The following is a 19906-nucleotide window of genomic DNA, read 5'->3' on the forward strand; positions in this document are numbered from 1 at the left end:
GACAGTCAAAGCGGGCGCTGCGGCGCCCGCTTCGTTTTTGTACGCATAATGCGGGCAGCCCAGTGGCCTGCCAATGCCCCGCTGCTAGAATCGTGCGACTTCCCAAGCTCGCACAGGTGCTACCGATGACCCGTTTCCGCGGATTCCTGCATGGCGTCGCACTCTCCGTCGGCAGTTTGTGTGCGGGCGTACTAGCGTTACCCGCGGCCCATGCGGCGGACAGCAATACCGAAACGCTCGTATTCGTGCGCCACGGCGAGAAACCCGCCAAGGGTTACGGCCAGCTCAATTGCCAGGGGCTCAACCGTGCGCTGGCGTTGCCGGCCGTGATCGCCGCCAAGTTCGGCAAACCGGATGCGATCTACGCGCCCGATCCCGGCCAGCAAAAGGACGACAGCGGCCATCCCTATTACTATATTCGGCCGCTTGCGACCATCGAGCCGACCGCTATCCAATTCCAGATGCCGGTGCAAACGCCGTACGGTTTCGCCCAGATCGACCAACTCGGCACGGCGCTCGTCAATCCATCCAATCGCAACAAGCTGATTGTCGTTGCGTGGGAACACAAGCTGATCGTGAAGCTGTTGCGCAAGATGATGAGCACGCATGGCGGCAATGCCGCCGAGGTCCCCAACTGGCAAAGCGACGACTTCGACAGTATCTATATTGTTCGCCTCGACTGGCAAAGCGGCACGGCTCACGCGACGTTCAAGCTTGACCGCCAGGGGCTAAACGGCCGCGCTGCGGATTGCCCATGCGCGGCGCTGCCGGGTGTTCCTTCTGCGGCTGCGGCGGGCGCTTCCGCGGGCTCAGCTGATTAATAAAGTAGCGGTCGCCACCGGAGTCACGATGACCGCGGCGATCGCCGTGGCGGGTGGCACGGCTGATCGTAGCGCTGGGTTGGGTCGCGGAGGGACGCGAACAAGCGGCCCGCATCCCCGAAAGAGGATGCGGGCCGGTCCGTTTTCAGGACGTCAGTTCGTCGTCGAGCGAGAAAAGCTTGCGCAGATGCTGCGCGACGCCCGCTTCAAAGTTGTTGCCGATGCGCGGCACGTTCGGCAGACGTGTGACGAGATCGGGATTGGCGTTGTTCATCATGAACGGATGGCCGGCTGTCTCCAGCAGGTCGATATCGTTCATGTTGTCGCCGAATGCCACGCATTGCGAGGCGTCGACGCCGAGGCGCTCAAGCACGATCTGCAAAGCACGCCCCTTCGATACGTTCGACGTCATCACCTCCAGACAGTCCGGCAGCGAATAGGTGACGTACAGCGCGTCACCGAATTCACGCGCGAGGTTGGCCGAGACGTGTGCGAGATCGTCAGGCTCACCGATGTAGAGGACCTTCGCGATGTCGGCACCGTCGTGCTTCGGCAGATCGGCGACCTCGTAGGTGAAGCCGGAATCCTGGTGGAATTTCAGCAGGTCCGGCGCATCCCGATCGATCAGCCACGCCTGGTCGGCGAACAGATTGACGATCACACGGCCGTGCGCGCCGGCGATTTCCGGCTGCACCAGCCGCTGCACGATGGCCGGAGGCAGGTCGTCGGCGTGGATTACCGAGTTGTCCGGCGCGTGAATGCGTGCACCGTTCGACGTGATCAGATAGGCGCTGACACCCAGCAGGTCGCGAATGCTCGCGACGTCGCAGTAGTGGCGCCCCGTAGCGATCACGAAGTGCAGCCCATCGCTTTCCAGTTTGCGCACGGTAGCGATCGTGAACGGGTCCACCTGGTGATCGGCGTTGAGCAGCGTGCCGTCGAGATCCGTGGCAATGACTTTGTACATAGTGTGAGCAGCCGGGCAGCGTCAAAGATCGCATTTTACCGTTGCGCGCCGCGTCCGCGAGATCGCAACCGGCGCGCCAGACGATGCTCAACCGGCGAGGCGAATCGCTTCGCGCTGCGCCAACTGCAGACCGCCGTGTGCCGAGTCCGCCAACGGCTCGCGCAAGCGGGCCTGATAGATCTGCGGCACGTACTCGCGCAAAGGTGCGCCGAGACCGCCGCACAGCGCGACTGGCAGAGTCGCCGACGGGTCGAGCGCGGCAATCATCTTGCCCACTTCCACGCCCGCCTCGCCGAGCAAACGCGCTGCGAACGGATGCGTGCGATGCGCGATGACGATCGGCGCAAGCCGCGCATAAGCGGTCTGATTGGCTTCGCACAGCCAGACCACGAGACTGTCGCGGTCATGTGCACCGGTGTGGACGAGCAGCGCCTGCGCCAGATCGTCGTTAGGCACACGCCCGTCGAGCACCTGCTGCGCGTGCACGATGGCCCGCAGCCCGAGCCATGCGCCGCTCGCTTCGTCGCCCGACGGGTAACCGAAGCCGCCGGCGGTTCGGCATTCGCCATCGCCGTCAAGCACGGCCGCCTGACTCCCGGTGCCAAGCGCGACGACTACGCCGGACGCGCCGCCATGCGCACCGAGCAAGGTGGTGTACACATCGCTTTCCACCGCGAGGCCGGCTACCGCCGGCGCCTGCGCGCGAAACGCGGCCAGCCAGTCGCGATTATTGACCCCTGCTAATCCGCAGCCGAGTACGCAGCGCGACCAGTCCAGCGGTACGCCGGCACGTGCAAAGGCGTCGGCGCAGCCGGCCCCGATAGCCTGCCACGCGCGTTCCACGCCGAGCCCCAGCCCCGACGGCCCGCTCGCCGCCTGCGCCAGTTCGCGGCGCTGTGCGTCGCCGAGTACGACGCGCGTACCGCTGCCGCCGCCATCAATGCCGATCAGAAAGAGGTCTTTATTCATCGAATCGAGTGAATTCAGGTGGTGAAGAACGCATAGCGTGGCAGGTCAGTTTCAATCCGGCAATCGGCTGAATGGCCAGCTTGCGGCACGCGCGGCTTCCGCTATGCTGACGGTCGACATGACAACGCGGGAGCGCGAAAGTGACACAGCGATGCAACTGGGTATCGAGCGAAGCGCTCGCACACTACCATGACACCGAATGGGGCGTGCCCTCGCGCGACGATCAGCATCTGTTCGAAATGCTGGTGCTGGAAGGCGCGCAGGCGGGTTTGTCATGGTCGACGATTCTCAACAAACGGACCGGCTATCGCCGCGCATTCGCCGACTTCGATATCGGCAAGGTCGCGCGCTTTACGCCTAAACACGTCGATGCGCTGGTGCTGGACGAAAGTATTGTGCGCCATCGCGGCAAGATCGAGTCGGCCATTACCAACGCGCGCGCCGTGCAGCAGATCCAGGCCGAACACGGCTCGCTCGCCAACTTCGTATGGTCATTCGTCGATCAGACACCAATCCAGAACGATTGGGCATCGTATAAACAGGCGCCGGCATCCACCGAAATTTCGGACGCGCTCAGCAAGGGGCTGAAGCGCTATGGCTGCAAGTTCGTCGGCTCGACGATCTGCTACGCGTTCATGCAGGCGGTCGGCATGGTGAACGACCACGAGGCGAGCTGTATGTGCCGTGCGCGATGCGCGGCGCTCGGCAAGAAGGGACGCAATCGTAAAGCGGGCTGATGTGCCGGCGGGCACCGGGCGGCGCCGCCAGACCAGCACAAACGGCAAACTAGCCAAGCCCGCGAATTGAAAGCGCTTCCGGCATGCTACATCGGCAAAGCACCTGTCGCGGCGCCCGCTTAAAAAGCAAACCGGCGACTCAACCGTGCAAGCCCAGCGCAAAGCAGCGCCCCCAAAAGCAAAACGGCGATGTGGCTTCTTTCGAAGCTCACACCGCCGTTCGGCGTGCGAAACAGGCTGCTTAGTGCAGCTTTTTCGGCAGCATCTGGCTGCGCAGGCGCTTGTGCAGGCGCTTCACAGCAGCAGCCTTCTTGCGCTTACGTGCCGTGGTCGGCTTTTCGTACGATTGGCGCTCACGCAGTTCAGCGATCAGGCCATTCTTTTCGATTGCGCGACGAAAGCGGCGAATCGCCACTTCGAACGGCTCGTTTTCTTTCAGAAGAATCGTCGTCATGTAATTCCTAACTCAATCACTTGATAGGGGTAAATTGCGTGGCGGGATACCGCTCACGCGCCGGCCCTCCGGTCGTTCCGATTCGTGGCCAGTAACAGGCAAACGCGGGCAGAACCCGGCCAAACCACGAATGAAACGAGAGGCATAACGGCCACGGAGGCCGGAAAAGAGAGGTGGGGAGTTCACCGCGGAACGCGGACAGACGTAATGCCAAAGCCACGTCTGCTGCCGTTTCGCCAACCTTTCATCAATGAAAAATATTGACGAAACAGGCAAAGATCTCAATTCACTCCCGATAATATCAGGAAACTCACCATCCTACCAGGGGTTTAGCGTTTGCACCAGGTCCCTCGCGCGATCAGGCATGCCAGTGCGACGGGGGCCGGCGTGCTGCCGTGCCGCTCGGCGACCCGGTCGAGCGCCCTAATCAAGTCGTACACGATTGAAATTCGGATTTGCAGAATACGAGGAATCGGGGGAGACATGACTGCCTGCCCCCTTGTTGGCGCTCACACGCGTTGCAGACTAAATTCCGTCAGGGCATTCGTCAGGATATCGACCGCCTCCTCCGTAACGGCGTTATATAGCGACGCCCGCAACCCTCCAATCGAACGATGGCCCTCCAGCCCGACGATCCCCTGTTCCCGCGCCGCCTCGATAAATGCATCGTCGAGTCGCGCATCGCCAAACGTAAACGCCACATTCATCTGCGAGCGCCACGGGCGATCCGCGTGGATCGTCACCGCATCGCCCAAAGCGTCCAGTGTTTCGTATAACCGCTTCGCCTTTCTTTCGTTGATGCTTTGCATCGAATGCAAACCGCCAATCTCGAAGCGCAGCCAACGCGTAATCAACGTCATGACATAGATCGCGAATACGGGCGGCGTGTTGTAGTTCGAGCCATGTGACACATGCGTGCGAAAGTCGAGAATGGCCGGCAGGCCATCCGGAACCCGTTCGAGAAGAGACCGTTTGATGATCGCAACCGTCACCCCTGCAGGACCCAGATTCTTCTGTGCATGGGCATACATCATCGAGAATACATCTGGCCGGAACGGCTTCGACAGAAAATCGGACGACATATCCGCAATGAGCGGCACCGGCATCTGATCTTCGCAAACAGGAAATTGCAAGCCCTCCACGGTCTCGTTCGACACGTAGTGCAGATAAGCGGCCGACCTCGACACATCCAGCGCCCGAAGGTCGGGCAGTTGCCGATAGCCCGTCGCGCGACCATCCCAGGCGACCTTTCTCGCGCTCACTTTGGCCGCTTCCGACGTCGCCCGGCCGCTCCAATAGCCGGACGTCACGTATTCCGGCGGTGCGCTGGCCTGCGCGGCGAAATTCATTGGAATCATCGCGAACTGCAGACTGCTGCCACCCTGCAGAAATGTGACCGCGTAGTCATCGGAAATGCCGAGCAGGCAGCGCAGGTTCTGTTCTGCTTCATTCAGTATCGACCGGAACCAGTCTGATCGATGACTCATGCCGAGCACAGATATGCCCGTCTCCGGCAGGCGCGCAACGGCCTCACGGGTTTGCTCCAGCACGGTTTCCGGAAGCGCACCGGGACCACCGGAAAAATTCAATGTGTTGGATTTCATGGTTCGTGGACAAGCCTTCGGTTGAATTAACATGAGCCCGCAGCCGCGCGGCGCAGCATCTGGTGAAATGCGTCGAAGACTCGATGCATTTGCGGCGCCTTATAAGGAAACGTGCCTGGATCGTCCATGTCATGCACGACCATCGCGGTGGCAATCTCGAAGATGAGCAGGCGGCCATCGCTCGTTTCGGCGCAGTCAAATCCTACGTAATCCAGATCAGTCGTTTCAGCAATCATGCGAAGCGCTTCGCGGTGACGCACCGCGAAGTCGGAATCGAAGCTCGCCATCAGGCGCGCCTCCTCCTCCCGGCGCTCAGGGTGCGCAATCATCTCGGCGTACGGATAGTGGACCATCCATTCGCGCGAAATCCCCATATGACACGCGAAAGGCGCTCCCTCGATCATCACGATCCGGTACTTACGGAACAAGCCGTCTGCGCTGCTGTAGTCGATAAAGGGGGCGACGTAATATTCCTGAATGTCCGTGCCGTTCACATAACGTGCAAGGTCAAGCCCGTCAGACACTTTCACCAGCCCTTGTCCGGCGTGCGAGCCCACCGGCCTCACAATCAACGGGTAGTGTTCGTCCAGCACATCTGACAGATCGAACGCGCCCGACGCAGCTTCGAGAATCCGCTCGCGGGACAGCCGCACGGTGTGCGCCATACAAATCCCGTGGACCTTGCCCAGCAGCGCATAGGCGGCGTCACGCGTCGTGTGCAAGATGCGCTCGGGCCGGTTGAGCACTCGACAATCAGCGCGACCGGTCAGCGATGCGATTCGAGCGAGTGGCTCAGCGTTTTCATCCGACGCGCACGCGGCGACGAGAATGACATCGTGTTCCGGCAAACTCGTGTCCTGGGGCAAATTTCCATCAACGTACATCACGTCGATCTGAAGGTCGGCGTTCTCAACCAGGCATTCGAACGGCGTATTCGCCATGAGATCGCCAGGCGATTTGAGCACGAGCACCTTTACCGGCGCCTCGGCCGAATGCGCACTCTTTAGCCGGTAGTGCCTGCGCATTTGAATTGCCAGGTTTTGAACGGTGAGTGCGGACGCTTTCTGGTATTTGAGTTCCAGCACCAGGGACAAATCGAGCAGAGCGTACGGATCTTCATGGCGCTCGCTGTGCGCGAGCAAGCGATCCCCAAGCGGCGTGAGATCGTTTCCCGCTGTTGCTTCTCTGAGCAAAGTGGCCAGACCCAATGGCTGATAAGGCGGTGCATGCCCCGCCTCCACAGCGAGCGGTGTTTGAACAGGATTCATGGATATGGGACGCTTCGATAAAGTGATACAGGGTGAGAGGAGTCACCCTCGCATGCGTTGTCTTACGCAGGGTTCAGTCAAGCCGCGGTGGACGGGCAAGCGTAAGGACACGAGCGTCCGCAGTGGTCTCGCCCACATAACCCACCTCGTCGCAAAACCATCCTTCGGGCATCATCGCCGTTGACATTGCATCTTCCTGATTCGCGCGAAGCGGGACACGAGTCAGTGTGCTGGCAACCAAGGACAGCTTCAGGCGGTTGATGCGTGACATGTCTATGTCCTTTCGTAGAAGAATAATCCGGTACAAGCGGGGGCGCGAAGCTGCCTGCGCGGAGATTTCAAATCGCGCCCCCAGCTTAGATTACTGGAACCGGACGGAACTCAAAGAAGGAACAGAGGACGAAATGGCCGCCTATTCACGTGAACCGCGCGACTCGTAACGAAAGCTCGTCGCGCACGCGCTTGATCACTCCGCCCCAGTCATGCGCTCCCGTCTGGCGAAAAAGCCGTGCACTCGGGTACCAGGGCGTGTCGGTGCGATCGTGCATCCAGCGCCAATCCGGAAAGTGCGGCAGCAGGATCCACACCGGGCGCGCCAGCGCCCCGGCCAGATGGGCGATCGAGGTGTCGACCGAGATCACCAGGTCGAGTTGTTCGAGCAGTGCCGCCGTATCGGCAAAGTCCTCCAGTTGGGCACCAAACGAGATTACGCCGGCATGCCGCTCCAACACCGCGCGATCCGCGTCGCGGATCTCTGGCTGCGGGATCACCCAGTCAACGCCCGGTAAGTCAAAGCAGGCTTCGAAAGCAGCGAGCGGAATCGAGCGCAGCGCGTCGTTCTTGAACTGCGGATTGCCGGCCGTTGCGAGACCAACCCGCAATCGTCCCGTCGCGCTGCGAGCCGCGAGCCGCTCGCGCCAGAGCGCTCGCCGCTCCACGGGTGCGCGAAGATAGCCGCTCGGCTCACGGGTGGTGTCAGGCGTCGTCCGGAGTGCGCGCGGCAGACTGAGCAGCAAGCATTGATGGTCGCCATCGGGTCGCGCGTCGCCGCGCGCAACGATCTCGACACCCCAGTCCCGGCTCACTTCGTCGAACAACGGCCGCAGCGGCGGTTGAACCTCGAGGATCACGCGCTGCGCGAGAGCCGCTACCTGTGGCGCATAGCGCGCGAACTGGATCGTGTCGCCGAGGCCCTGTTCGGCAATCAGCAGAATCGTCTTATCGGCGAGCGGCTCTTCGCCGGACCAACAGGACGGCAGACTTTCGAGCATCCGCTGCCCTTCGCGCTTGCCATACGCGCGCCAACCTCCCGCATAGTCGCCTCGGCGCAGCAGCAGGCCCGCCTCGTCGAGCCAGGCCTCGTCCCAGTCAGGACGCACGCGACGCGCCGCCTGAAAGCACGCCAGCGCCGCGTCGTCGGCACGCATCATCGCCAGCGCGTTACCCATATGACGCAGAGCCGTCGCCCGGTTCGGCTCGAGTTCCAGCGCACGTTCGAACCAGGGCAGTGCCTCCCCGGGTTGGCCGCCCTTGCCCAACGCCAGGCCGATCGACTCGCAGATAGCGGAGGTGGGCAAAGCGTGGACCGGCAAACACGGATAGCTGAGCGGCGCCGGTGGCGTGAGAGTCTGCGCCGCTGCGTCAGCATCCTGCCGCGTGCGTTCCGAAAGCTCCAGGGCGCGCGACAGTCCCTGCAACGCGGCCATGGCCCGGCCGAGCTCCATGAATGTTTTGCCGATTCCATAGTGTGCCCATGCCGATGACGGTTCGAGCATGGCCGCGCGCTGATAGGCGGCGAGCGCATCCGGCAACCGGAACAGCACCGCCAATGCGTCGCCGCGCGCAGCGTGGGCGCAGGCGTCGTCGGCATTGCCCGCGACCGCATGGTCCGCTTGCGCCAACGCTTCTTCCGGCGCATCGAGCGCGAGGAGCGTGCGCGAATAGGCAAGCTGGAGTCGCGACGCTATTGGGAGATTGTCCGCGCTTGATGCATCGGTCGATGCATCCCCCTCCAGAACGGCTTCGAACTGTTCACGTGCCGCGGCATGGTCGCCGGCAGCCGAAAGCGAAAGCGCGAGCCGCGCCTGCAAGCCGGGTAATGCCGGCACGGCAATATGTGCAGCCCTTAATAGGGTGGCGGCGTCCGCATGGCGGCATTGAGCATCGAGGATCGCGGCGAGCCGCAGCAATGCGGATGCGCTCGCATGCGCCTCGGCGTATGCGTCGATTTCCGGACCGGTATGCAGGCCGGCGCACATTCGACAAAGCGGGTCCGACATAAGCATAAGCAAGGGTGTTGACAAGTGAGTGCCGCCATTCTTAATCAGGTCGGCGGGCAACAAAGGTCGAAACAGCGGGCTAAGTTAGGGCTAACTTGGGGAATCACCACTTGTTGCGTAGCAGCATCGAATGACCGGCGTGCGCCGGGTCGGACGGGGCTGAACGAGACTATGAGGCCGATGGACGGCGTCTTCTCGCGCAGATGCAGGGGCTCGACGCCAAAGCGGCCGACAGGGCATCGCGCGATGGCAAGCGGCGGGAGCGGTGGCCCCGCTGCGGCACCCGACTGCCCGCGAGCGTGCGCTGATGATGCGGACTGGCTGTTCCACTGACTGGTGAGCCTGCCTCCAGTGCGGTCAGAAAGGTGGAATGTTGCGGCACTGACCAGATATCGGGGCTAAAGATTTCCAGAGCCTATCCGATAACCCATTTAACGGCGGCAAATGGACAGTGCGGTGCACGGCCGTACGTTACGGCGGAGTTGCCGGAATGCGCTAACTATTGAATAAAGGAGTGCTGGAATGACTACGGTTATCAATACCAACATTGCGTCGCAGATCGCGCAGAACAATTTGATGAACAACCAGGCTGCGGTGACCAACGCGATCACCCAGCTGTCGTCGGGTCTCTCGATCAACAGCGCAGCGGACAACCCCGCCGGCCTCGCGATCGCGACGACGCTGCAAGCGCAGATCAACGGCCAGACCGTTGCGCAGCAGAACGCGAATAACGGCATTTCGCTGGCGCAAACCGGCCAAAGCGCGCTGACGCAAATCACCAACAACCTGCAGACGATCCGCCAGCTCGCCGTGCAGGCATCGAACGCATCGAACACGGCTGCGAACCGCGCGGCGCTGAACCAGGAAGTCCAGCAGTCGCTCGCACAGATCAACACGATCGCGACGACGACCGCCTTCAACGGCCAGAGCCTGCTCGACGGTTCGTTCGGCACGCAGAATTTCCAGATCGGCGCGAACGCCGGCCAGACGATCGGGGTCAACCTGACCCAGGGCGCGCAGACGTCGCAAATCGGCCAGACGTCGAACACGACGTTCTCGCTTCAAGGCCTGGCCAACGGCGGCCTCTCGGTCGAATCGCTGAACGTCGCAGTGGGTGGCTCGCCTGCCGTCACAATCGGCGCTGCCGTCGCGGGCAGCGCCCCTGGCCAGAGCGCGGACAGCGCGTACGCCGCAGCGCAAGCGATCACCAACGCGAACATCCCCGGCCTCACCGCAAGCGCTTCGAACACGCAAGTTGCGACGTTCAACCAAATCATAAACACCTCCACTACGACGGCTGAAACACTCAACCTGTCGATCAACGGCCAGAACGTGTTTGGCTCGACGGGCCTGTCGGTGGCCGCAAGCGGCACGGTGAATGCAACGACCGTGCTCAACGCGATCAACAGCGCATCGGGCGCGACCGGCGTGACCGCAACGCTCGGCGCGGACGGCAAGACGTTCACGTTCAACGCAGCGGACGGTAGCAACATCACGATCGCCCAAGGCACGACCGGCGGTACCGACATTAACGGCGGCTTGGACAACACAGCACTGAAGATCAACAACGTAGCTGGCAAGCTCACCCAGCTGACTGCTGGGGCAGCGGGTGTGGGTGACATCAGCACGTCGACAGGCACGCTACATGGCTCGGTCACGCTGTCGTCGGCCAGCCAGGTGACGCTTTCGGGCACTGGTGCGGACGACATCGCGGCGCAAACGGATAACACCACGAATTCCGCCGACAACCTGCAGACGATCCAGACGTACACGGCAACCTCGGGCATAACGGCACCCGTTGGCGGCACTGATACCTTGGCGATTTCTGGCGGTAACGTTGGCGCCACCCCCGTGAACATCACAATCCAAACGACTGACACGGCGGCGTCGATTGCACAAACGATCAACACGACCGCGCCACTGCAAGCTGCAGGCGTGACCGCAAGCGTGAACGCAAAAGGCGAACTGGTCGTGAAGGACTCGCAAAACACGCCGGGGGCGCTCAACGACCTTACGTTCGCGGACGGCGGCCTTAATGGTTTCGTCTCGGGTCTGGCTACGGCGGGTTCGCCGCCTGTCCAGCAAAACAGCTACGTCGCCTCTTCGGGCGGCTCGCTTGCGAACGTCGACGTGCTGACGGTTGCCGACTCACAAAAGACCATCCAGACCGTCGACGCTGCGCTGAGCCAGATCAGCACGCTGCAAGGTCAGTTGGGCGCGGTGCAGAACCGTTTCACGTCGGTCATCTCGAACCTGAGCTCGTCGGTGCAAAACGCCCAGTCGACGCAATCGTCGATTCAGGACACGAACTACGCCAGCGAAACGTCGGCGCTGTCGCGTGCGCAGGTCCTGTCGCAGGCCGCCCAGGCAATGGTCGCGCAGGCGAACCAGTTGCCGCAGCAAGTCCTGAAGCTGTTGCAGTAACGTTTCTGGCGTAACGCAGTAAGCAGATAGTAGACGGCCGGCGCGTATGCGCCGGCCGGTTTTGGAGGCGTCGCTCTTACAGCGCCGCCTCCAAAACCGACACACAAGCGGCGGATGCTGGCAGCCTCGCTCACACACCGCCACATTCGCTGCAAGGCCGGCGCGATGCGCCGCTCCAGAAGGCACAGGCTCAGCATGGCTACAACGATCTCTCCGACCAGCAGCACGGCGACGTCCGGCACCACCAGCGTCAAGACCAGTACCGGCAGTTCGTCCAGCAGCAGCTCGTCGACGCCGTCTGCTTCGTCGATCATTTCGTCGGTCGGCCTTGGCCTCGGCACCACACTGCCAATCAGCCAGGTGCTAACGGGGCTGATGCAAATAGAGAGCATCCCGCTCACGCAACTGCAAAACCAGGTAGGCGGCGTCCAGACGGAGATTTCCGCTTACGGCCAGCTCAGCTCGGCACTCTCGACGTTTCAGCAATCGCTGACGCAACTGACGCTGCCAACCGCGTTCCAAACGCTCAGCGCGACCTCCAGCAATACGTCGGCGCTCTCCGCGAGCGCGGTGGTCGGCGCCCAGACTGGCACATACACCATCAACACGACGCAACTGGCCCAGGCGCAGTCGCTCGCGACGGCCGGCCAGGCCAGCCTGAACACGCAACTCTCGAGCGGCAGCGGCAGTTCGACCGTGACGTTTACGTTCGGCACGCAAAGCGGTTCGACCAGCAATCCGACTTTCACACCGAATCTGTCGCAAAGCAGCGGCAGCATCACGGTCAACAGCAGCAACGACACGCTGGCCGGTCTGCGTGACGCAATCAACAGCGCCAACCTCGGCGTCACCGCCTCGATCGTCAACGACGGAAGCAGCACGCCATACCGGCTCGTGCTGACGTCGAACACAACCGGCGCGAACGAAAGCATGCAGATTTCGGTGCAAGGCGACGCCGGCATCAGCTCCCTGCTGACCTACCCGCCCAGCACCGGCGGCACATCCAGCGGCGCAATGATCCAGACCGCGCCGGCGCAGAACGCCAACCTGACAGTCAACGGCCTCACGCTCACCAGTTCGACCAATGCCGTCGCAACCGCGTTGCCCGGCATATCCCTGAACCTCCTGCAGACGGGCCAGTCGACGCTCACGGTCGCAAACAATTCGAGTGCGATCCAAACCAATATCGATGGTTTCGTATCGGCCTACAACACGCTGCAGAGCACGATCAACAACCTGACGGCCTACAATCCCGGCGGCACCAATGGCCCGCTGATCGGCGACGCCACCACGACGCAGATCCGGAACCAGCTGCAACAGGTGGTCGCAAGCGCGCTGTCGGGCACCGGCAGCGGCTATTCGTCGCTGTCCGCCGTCGGCATCTCGCTCAACAACGACGGCTCATTGTCGGTCAACGATTCGACGCTGTCTCAGGCATTGCAAAGCAATCCGAACCAGTTCGCCGCGCTATTCGGCACCGCTGGCTCCGCGACCAACAGCAACGTCACCTACCTGATTGGCGGCACCAATACGCAGCCCGGTTCGTATGCGGTCAACATCACGCAGGCCGCGGCCCAGGGGACCTTCACCGGCTCGGCCGCACTTCCCGACGCCGCGACCGGCAGCGTCGCACTCAGCAGCCCGACCACGATTGCGTCGGGGGCCACGCTCACCCTGACGATAGGTGGCACGCCGACCACCGTGAACCTGACCGCAGCCACTTACGCTACGCCCGCCGCGGTCGCCGCCATGCTGCAAAGTGCTATCGGCTCTGCCGCCACCGTGACCCAAAACAACGGCGTGCTGAGCGTGGCGCCGGCGAGCGGCACCAATCAGACGATTTCGATTGCCACCAACGGCAGCGGCACCGACGCTTCGGCCCAGCTCTTCGGCGGCAACGTCAGCAACACGACCACAATCGCGTCCGGCGGTCTGCCGCTGGGCGTGACGGTGGACGGCGTGATGGCAAACGTCACCCTGGCGGCCGGTAGCTATACGCCCTCGCAGCTTGCAACGGCACTGCAGACTGCCATCAACACCAATACCACGCTGCAGCAGGCCGGCGTGTCAGTCGACGTGACCCAGAACAGCCACGGCCAGCTCAACGTGACATCGACCAGTTACGGCTCGCAGTCCTCGGTCTCGATCGTCGGTACAGGTGCGACGCAGCTCTTCGGCAGCTCGCCGACGTCTGCTACCGGCCGCGATGTGCAAGGCACGATCGACGGCTATGCGGCAACTGGCAATGGTCAGGCGCTGACAGTCGGCAATAGCGGCCCGGTGGCCGGCCTGCAGATTCTGGTGACCGGGACTAGCACCGGCGCACTCGGCTCGGTCAACTACTCGCAGGGCTATGCTTCGCTGCTGAACGGCATCGTCGCGAGCGCGACTAATTCGACTAGCGGTTCGATCACGAATGCGACGAACACGCTCAATACGCAAATTACGTCGCTGCAGACACAGCAAACGAATTTGCAGCAATACATCACGCAGGTGCAGCAGCAGTACCAGGCCCAGTTCTCGGCAATGAACGCATTGGTAGTCCAGATGCAATCGACCGCAAGCTTCCTGCAGTTGACCTTCAACCCGCCCACCTCATCCGGCGGTTGACGGAACCACGCCGTAAGGCAAGCCGTACGCCGGCCCACCCGCAAGAAGAGGACAGTATTCATGTATTCGCCAAGTAAGTTTGGAGCAGACAGTTATGCACGCATTGGCCTCGAAACCAGCGTGAACAGCGCAAGCCCGTATGAGCTGGTCGCACTGCTCTTCCAGGGCGCGCGCCGCGCGATCCGTATGGGCCGCGTGCACATGCAAAACGGCAACATCCCCGAGAAAGGCAAGTTGATTTCGCAAGCCATCGTGATTGTCGGCGGCGGCTTGCAGCAGGGACTCAACCTCGAGCAGGGCGGCGATCTCGCGCAGCGCCTGAATGCCCTGTACGACTATATGACGCGCCGCCTGCTCGAGGCGAATGTGCGGAACGACCCGGCGCTGCTCGATGAAATCGATAGCCTGCTCGCGACTATCGAGGACGGCTGGAACGGTATCAAGCCGGAGCTCAAGAGTTCGGCCGGCTTGACACAACTGACCGCCACCGCCTGATTCGATATGGAAGCGATCACTACCGCCGATCAGTTACTTATGCGCTATGACAGCATTCTCCATGTGGTGGAACGGATGCTGAGCACAGCGCGCGAAGACGACTGGGATACCGTCATCGAGTTGCAGGCGCGGTATTCGGCACTGGTCGATACCCTGCGGCCAGTCGACGCGAGCATCCCGCTCGACGACTCGCAGCGCGTACGCAAGCACGACCTGACCCGGAAGATCCTCGCAGACGAGACAGCGGTGCGCGAACTGGCCGCGCCGCGTCTCGCGCGGCTGGCAGCACTACTGGAGAGCGGCCGCCATACGCGCGCGCTAAATAAAATGTACGGCGTTTCGGCACACGGTTAAACGCGCGCGGAGCGCCGCTTACGGTGTTGCGTCACTGACCTGCTGTCTTTGCGGCGTGGCGGGGCACGTATGTAATGGAAGCGCCTTCGGAGAGCCCGGCAGTTTCCGGTTCACTGCCTGACCCTAGTTCAGCCCATTGTCCGCCGTTTGCGGCGTAGTCGATATCGCCAGGTCAGCGGCACTGTTAATGCTGAGCATCCGGGTTCCGTAGTGGCATCACGTTCGCAATATGGCTACGCCGAGATTTGACGGAAGCATTTGTTCTTTCGTAGCTGCGCCCTAAATCTGCATATCGGCGGCGAACGAAAGCTTGAGAGATTGGACGCGTCTCGAACATCATTTCATCGCCTGCCGCACATAGCTCCACACCGATCCGCAGATGCGTGCACTCGCACGGAAATATTGTCGACGCCCAACTTATTCACATCCCGTTTGCAAACGGGATGACGGGTGACCTGTGGACCGGGTTGCAGACTTCGCGCAGGTCGGCGAGCGCAACAGAAACTGCCGCACTCGATGCAGCTTTGAGTTGTTCATCATGCGCGAGGAGGAAGCCGTGGATCGCCGCGAACGCCGCGATATCGACACGGAATTGACCCGTTTCCAGGCCGTGGCGGGTCCATTTCGTGACGGCTTCATCAGCGGCAGCCAGCGTGCGCTCCGGAATGCACTGGCAGCCCAGCTTTCCCAGCGCACGAGCGACGACAAGGTGCTGTGCCAGCAAAATGAAGTGCTCCAGAGTTCCGCATCCGCGATCGAGCCAGCGCAGTGCAAAGTGATACTGCAGCGCGACGAGCGTACGGTCGCGTTCCGGGAGCGGCTGCCGATCCCTCGAACGCGGGTGCACGGGCCGGTTCGGAAACGCGACCGGAGGGACGAATTTTTTGCGCAGCATGGCTCTGGGCGGTCTCGATATGCCGGTATAACGGCATCCGCACAGTCAGTCTGAAGCGATTTTCGGGAAGGCCGACACGGCGTCCCGTAACCCTGGGTGCTTTCCTTCGCACCCAACCGCGGTGGGCAGACTGGCCCCGCGCCCGACCCGGTCGGGCGTCACCCAACTGGGCTTGAAACGGGCACTCAATGTGTCCCTAAAGTTTATGGCCGCCAAGCCGTTATTGCTATTGGCATTGGCTTTTATCCGATTAGGGCGGGTCGAGCGCTTTACATCAATTTCATTGGCATTACAAAAATATTTCAATACTCGATGCGTGTGATAACTCACCTCCGTAAATCATTCCGCGGAGCTGGGCTGTGCGCAAATTTGCGGCGACGAATAGGCATATTGGAACTGTCGCCCATCAACATAAATTGAGGAATAGCGACAAATGACTTCGATCATAACGTCGATGAGTGCGACGACAGTTTCTGAACTGTCAACCAAACAGATTGGTCAGTTGGCGACGTCCGACATCGCAGCGCTGAATACCGCCCAATTGCAGGCCTTGACCTCGACTCAAATTGCAGCAATGTCGACGTCGGATATCGTGACGCTGAGCTCGCAAGCGCTCTCGCTCGCCGCTAGCCTGTCCAGCGTACAAATCGGCGGACTCTCGAGCAAAGACATTTCGTCGCTCTCGTATTCTCAATTGGGATACCTGGCCAGCGGAGCCGTGTCGTATCTCTCGAGCACCCAGGTCGCCGCGCTGTCGAGCGCTGATGTGAACTCACTGGGAACGAGCCTGACGAGCACGCAAATCCATGAGCTCAACAGTACCCAGGTCGTCGGCCTGACGGCCGCTCAACTCACGGCGTTCGCCGGCAGCATCACGACGCAGGCGATTGCCGGACTGAACTCCGCGCAGGTGGCGAACCTGGGCACCAGCATCTCGACCGCCCAGATCGCGGCGCTGAGCACGACCCAGATCGCAGGCCTCACAACTAGCACCTTGACATCGCTGACCTCAGCCCAGGTCCAGGCGATTTCGACGAAGGACATCGCCCAGCTGGGCACGACCTCCCTGCCTTCGCTGGGAACCAACGCCGCGTATCTGTCGAGCACCCAGGTCGCCGCGCTGTCGAGCGCTGACGTGGCCGCACTCGGTACGAGCCTGACGAGCACGCAGATCCACGAGCTCAGCAGCACCCAGGCTGCCGGCCTGACGACAACTCAGCTCGCGTCGCTCGGCACCAGCGTCTCGACGCAGGCGATTGCCGGACTGAACTCCGCGCAGGTGGCGAACCTGGGCACCAGCATCTCGACCGCCCAGATCGCGGCGCTGAGCACGACCCAGATCGCAGGCCTCACAACTAGCACCTTGACATCGCTGACCTCAGCCCAGGTCCAGGCGATTTCGACGAAGGACATCGCCCAGCTGGGCACGACCTCCCTGCCTTCGCTGGGAGCCAATGTCGCGTATCTTTCGAGCACCCAGGTCGCCGCGCTGTCGAGCGCTGACGTGGCCGCACTCGGTACGAGCCTGACGAGCACGCAGATCCACGAGCTCAGCAGCACCCAGGCTGCCGGCCTGACGACAACTCAGCTCGCGTCGCTCGGCACCAGCGTCTCGACGCAGGCGATTGCCGGACTGAACTCCGCGCAGGTGGCGAACCTGGGCACCAGCATCTCGACCGCCCAGATCGCGGCGCTGAGCACGACCCAGATCGCAGGCCTCACAACTAGCACCTTGACATCGCTGACCTCAGCCCAGGTCCAGGCGATTTCGACGAAGGACATCGCCCAGCTGGGCACGACCTCCCTGCCTTCGCTGGGAGCCAATGTCGCGTATCTTTCGAGCACCCAGGTCGCCGCGCTGTCGAGCGCTGACGTGGCCGCACTCGGTACGAGCCTGACGAGCACGCAGATCCACGAGCTCAGCAGCACCCAGGCTGCCGGCCTGACGACAACTCAGCTCGCGTCGCTCGGCACCAGCGTCTCGACGCAGGCGATTGCCGGACTGAACTCCGCGCAGGTGGCGAACCTGGGCACCAGCATCTCGACCGCCCAGATCGCGGCGCTGAGCACGACCCAGATCGCAGGCCTCACAACTAGCACCTTGACATCGCTGACCTCAGCCCAGGTCCAGGCGATTTCGACGAAGGACATCGCCCAGCTGGGCACGACCTCCCTGCCTTCGCTGGGAGCCAATGTCGCGTATCTTTCGAGCACCCAGGTCGCCGCGCTGTCAAGCGCTGACGTGGCCGCACTCGGTACGAGCCTGACAAGCACGCAGATCCATGAGCTCAGCAGCACCCAGGCTGCCGGCCTGACGACAACTCAGCTCGCGTCGCTCGGCACCAGCGTCTCGACGCAGGCGATTGCCGGACTGAACTCCGCGCAGGTGGCGAACCTGGGCACCAGCATCTCGACCGCCCAGATCGCGGCGCTGAGCACGACCCAGATCGCAGGCCTCACAACTAGCACCTTGACATCGCTGACCTCAGCCCAGGTCCAGGCGATTTCGACGAAGGACATCGCCCAGCTGGGCACGACCTCCCTGCCTTCGCTGGGAGCCAATGTCGCGTATCTTTCGAGCACCCAGGTCGCCGCGCTGTCAAGCGCTGACGTGGCCGCACTCGGTACGAGCCTGACAAGCACGCAGATCCATGAGCTCAGCAGCACCCAGGCTGCCGGCCTGACGACAACTCAGCTCGCGTCGCTCGGCACCAGCGTCTCGACGCAGGCGATTGCCGGACTGAACTCCGCGCAGGTGGCGAACCTGGGCACCAGCATCTCGACCGCCCAGATCGCGGCGCTGAGCACGACCCAGATCGCAGGCCTCACAACTAGCACCTTGACATCGCTGACCTCAGCCCAGGTCCAGGCGATTTCGACGAAGGACATCGCCCAGCTGGGCACGACCTCCCTGCCTTCGCTGGGAGCCAATGTCGCGTATCTTTCGAGCACCCAGGTCGCCGCGCTGTCAAGCGCTGACGTGGCCGCACTCGGTACGAGCCTGACAAGCACGCAGATCCATGAGCTCAGCAGCACCCAGGCTGCCGGCCTGACGACAACTCAGCTCGCGTCGCTCGGCACCAGCGTCTCGACGCAGGCGATTGCCGGACTGAACTCCGCGCAGGTGGCGAACCTGGGCACCAGCATCTCGACCGCCCAGATCGCGGCGCTGAGCACGACCCAGATCGCAGGCCTCACAACTAGCACCTTGACATCGTTGACCTCAGCCCAGGTCCAGGCGATTTCGACGAAGGACATCGCCCAGCTGGGCACGACCTCCCTGCCTTCGCTGGGAACCAACGCCGCGTATCTGTCGAGTACCCAGGTCGCCGCGCTGTCGAGCGCTGACGTGGCCGCACTCGGTACGAGCCTGACGAGCACGCAGATCCACGAGCTCAGCAGCACCCAGGCTGCCGGCCTGACGACAACTCAGCTCGCGTCGCTCGGCACCAGCGTCTCGACGCAGGCGATTGCCGGACTGAACTCCGCGCAGGTGGCGAACCTGGGCACCAGCATCTCGACCGCCCAGATCGCGGCGCTGAGCACGACCCAGATCGCAGGCGTCACGGCTAGCACCTTGGCATCGCTGAGCACGACCCAGCTCCAGTCGATTTCGACGAAGGACATTGCCATCCTCTCAGCAACGCAACTTGCGTCCCTCGCCGTGAACAACCTGACAAGTTCGCAGTTGTCGGTGCTTTCGGTGTCGCAATTGAGTACCACTCAGCAGGCAAGCCTTTCGACGACCCAAATCGGCTACCTGAACGTGTAAGGTAGGCCCGCCAATCAGCAAGCCATGGCAGTTGCGCGGCTTGCTACCTGCCCCGTCCGGTTGCAACGACCGCACGGGGTGGTAACGCAAAAGCCGCCGGGCGCCAGCAGCAATTCGCAGGCCGCCCGGCGGCACTTTTTATTGTCTTCATGACATGCGTGGTGACGCCGCGCCATGAGTGATAGAACTGAAGCGATTCATGTGCGCTCTGAAGGCGGTCGCGCGTTCAAGCGCCCCTTTTTACCCAAGCAGGCTTC

The 19906-nt window shown here is 62.2% G+C and carries 15 protein-coding genes; 7 read left to right on the forward strand and 8 right to left on the reverse strand.

The window, feature by feature from the left end:
- The first annotated feature begins 125 nt into the window (after positions 1-125).
- Positions 126-821, forward strand: coding sequence for a hypothetical protein (locus tag AYM40_RS19755; protein WP_063497656.1), 696 nt, complete (start codon positions 126-128; stop codon positions 819-821).
- A gap of 145 nt (positions 822-966) precedes the next feature.
- Here AYM40_RS19755 and AYM40_RS19760 read toward each other — a convergent pair whose 3' ends face one another.
- Together AYM40_RS19760 and AYM40_RS19765 are read right to left on the reverse strand one after the other, a co-directional pair.
- Positions 967-1788 (reverse strand): Cof-type HAD-IIB family hydrolase, encoded by an 822-nt coding sequence (locus AYM40_RS19760; RefSeq protein ID WP_063497657.1) that lies wholly within the window; start codon positions 1786-1788, stop codon positions 967-969.
- A gap of 87 nt (positions 1789-1875) precedes the next feature.
- Positions 1876-2757 carry a BadF/BadG/BcrA/BcrD ATPase family protein gene (locus AYM40_RS19765; protein WP_063497658.1) on the reverse strand — a complete coding sequence of 294 codons (882 nt, stop codon included), beginning with the start codon at positions 2755-2757 and terminating at the stop codon, positions 1876-1878.
- A gap of 140 nt (positions 2758-2897) precedes the next feature.
- Between AYM40_RS19765 and AYM40_RS19770 the strand changes: the two genes are divergently transcribed.
- Positions 2898-3494, forward strand: a complete 597-nt coding sequence (locus tag AYM40_RS19770; protein WP_063497659.1) for a DNA-3-methyladenine glycosylase I — start codon at positions 2898-2900, stop codon at positions 3492-3494.
- Between the two features lie 241 nt (positions 3495-3735).
- On the opposite strand, the gene rpsU is transcribed toward AYM40_RS19770, so the two are convergent.
- The 5 genes from rpsU to AYM40_RS19795 form a co-directional block, all read right to left on the reverse strand.
- On the reverse strand, positions 3736-3948 hold the full coding sequence (gene rpsU / locus AYM40_RS19775; protein ID WP_006050883.1) for a 30S ribosomal protein S21: 213 nt from the start codon (positions 3946-3948) through the stop codon (positions 3736-3738).
- Positions 3949-4457: 509 nt separating this feature from the next.
- Positions 4458-5552: a phosphoserine transaminase gene (locus AYM40_RS19780; RefSeq protein WP_063497660.1), complete on the reverse strand. Its 1095-nt coding sequence runs from the start codon at positions 5550-5552 to the stop codon at positions 4458-4460.
- 26 nt (positions 5553-5578) lie between these two features.
- Positions 5579-6820, reverse strand: a complete 1242-nt coding sequence (locus tag AYM40_RS19785; protein ID WP_063497661.1) for an ATP-grasp domain-containing protein — start codon at positions 6818-6820, stop codon at positions 5579-5581.
- Positions 6821-6893: 73 nt separating this feature from the next.
- On the reverse strand, positions 6894-7091 hold the full coding sequence (locus AYM40_RS19790; protein WP_063497662.1) for a hypothetical protein: 198 nt from the start codon (positions 7089-7091) through the stop codon (positions 6894-6896).
- Between the two features lie 145 nt (positions 7092-7236).
- The gene (locus AYM40_RS19795; RefSeq protein ID WP_063497663.1) at positions 7237-9078 is read right to left on the reverse strand and encodes a tetratricopeptide repeat protein; all 1842 of its coding nucleotides are present in this window, start codon (positions 9076-9078) and stop codon (positions 7237-7239) included.
- A 543-nt stretch (positions 9079-9621) separates the two neighbouring features.
- Here AYM40_RS19795 and AYM40_RS19800 point away from each other — a divergent pair.
- The 4 genes from AYM40_RS19800 (at position 9622) to AYM40_RS19815 (ending at position 14982) form a co-directional block, all read left to right on the forward strand.
- A complete protein-coding gene (locus AYM40_RS19800; RefSeq protein ID WP_063497664.1) occupies positions 9622-11523 on the forward strand; it encodes a flagellin in 1902 nt (633 codons plus the stop codon).
- Between the two features lie 195 nt (positions 11524-11718).
- Positions 11719-14133, forward strand: coding sequence for a flagellar filament capping protein FliD (gene fliD / locus AYM40_RS19805; RefSeq protein WP_063497665.1), 2415 nt, complete (start codon positions 11719-11721; stop codon positions 14131-14133).
- Between the two features lie 60 nt (positions 14134-14193).
- Positions 14194-14628: a flagellar export chaperone FliS gene (gene fliS, locus AYM40_RS19810; protein ID WP_063497666.1), complete on the forward strand. Its 435-nt coding sequence runs from the start codon at positions 14194-14196 to the stop codon at positions 14626-14628.
- Positions 14629-14634: 6 nt separating this feature from the next.
- Positions 14635-14982, forward strand: coding sequence for a flagellar protein FliT (locus tag AYM40_RS19815; RefSeq protein WP_082855132.1), 348 nt, complete (start codon positions 14635-14637; stop codon positions 14980-14982).
- A 421-nt stretch (positions 14983-15403) separates the two neighbouring features.
- Here AYM40_RS19815 and AYM40_RS40380 read toward each other — a convergent pair whose 3' ends face one another.
- The gene (locus tag AYM40_RS40380; RefSeq protein ID WP_148662209.1) at positions 15404-15706 is read right to left on the reverse strand and encodes a hypothetical protein; all 303 of its coding nucleotides are present in this window, start codon (positions 15704-15706) and stop codon (positions 15404-15406) included.
- Between the two features lie 604 nt (positions 15707-16310).
- Here AYM40_RS40380 and AYM40_RS19825 point away from each other — a divergent pair.
- Positions 16311-19649, forward strand: coding sequence for a beta strand repeat-containing protein (locus AYM40_RS19825; RefSeq protein ID WP_063497668.1), 3339 nt, complete (start codon positions 16311-16313; stop codon positions 19647-19649).
- The last annotated feature ends 257 nt before the right edge of the window (positions 19650-19906 follow it).

It is taken from the genome of Paraburkholderia phytofirmans OLGA172, from assembly GCF_001634365.1.
Classification (GTDB): Bacteria; Pseudomonadota; Gammaproteobacteria; order Burkholderiales; family Burkholderiaceae; genus Paraburkholderia.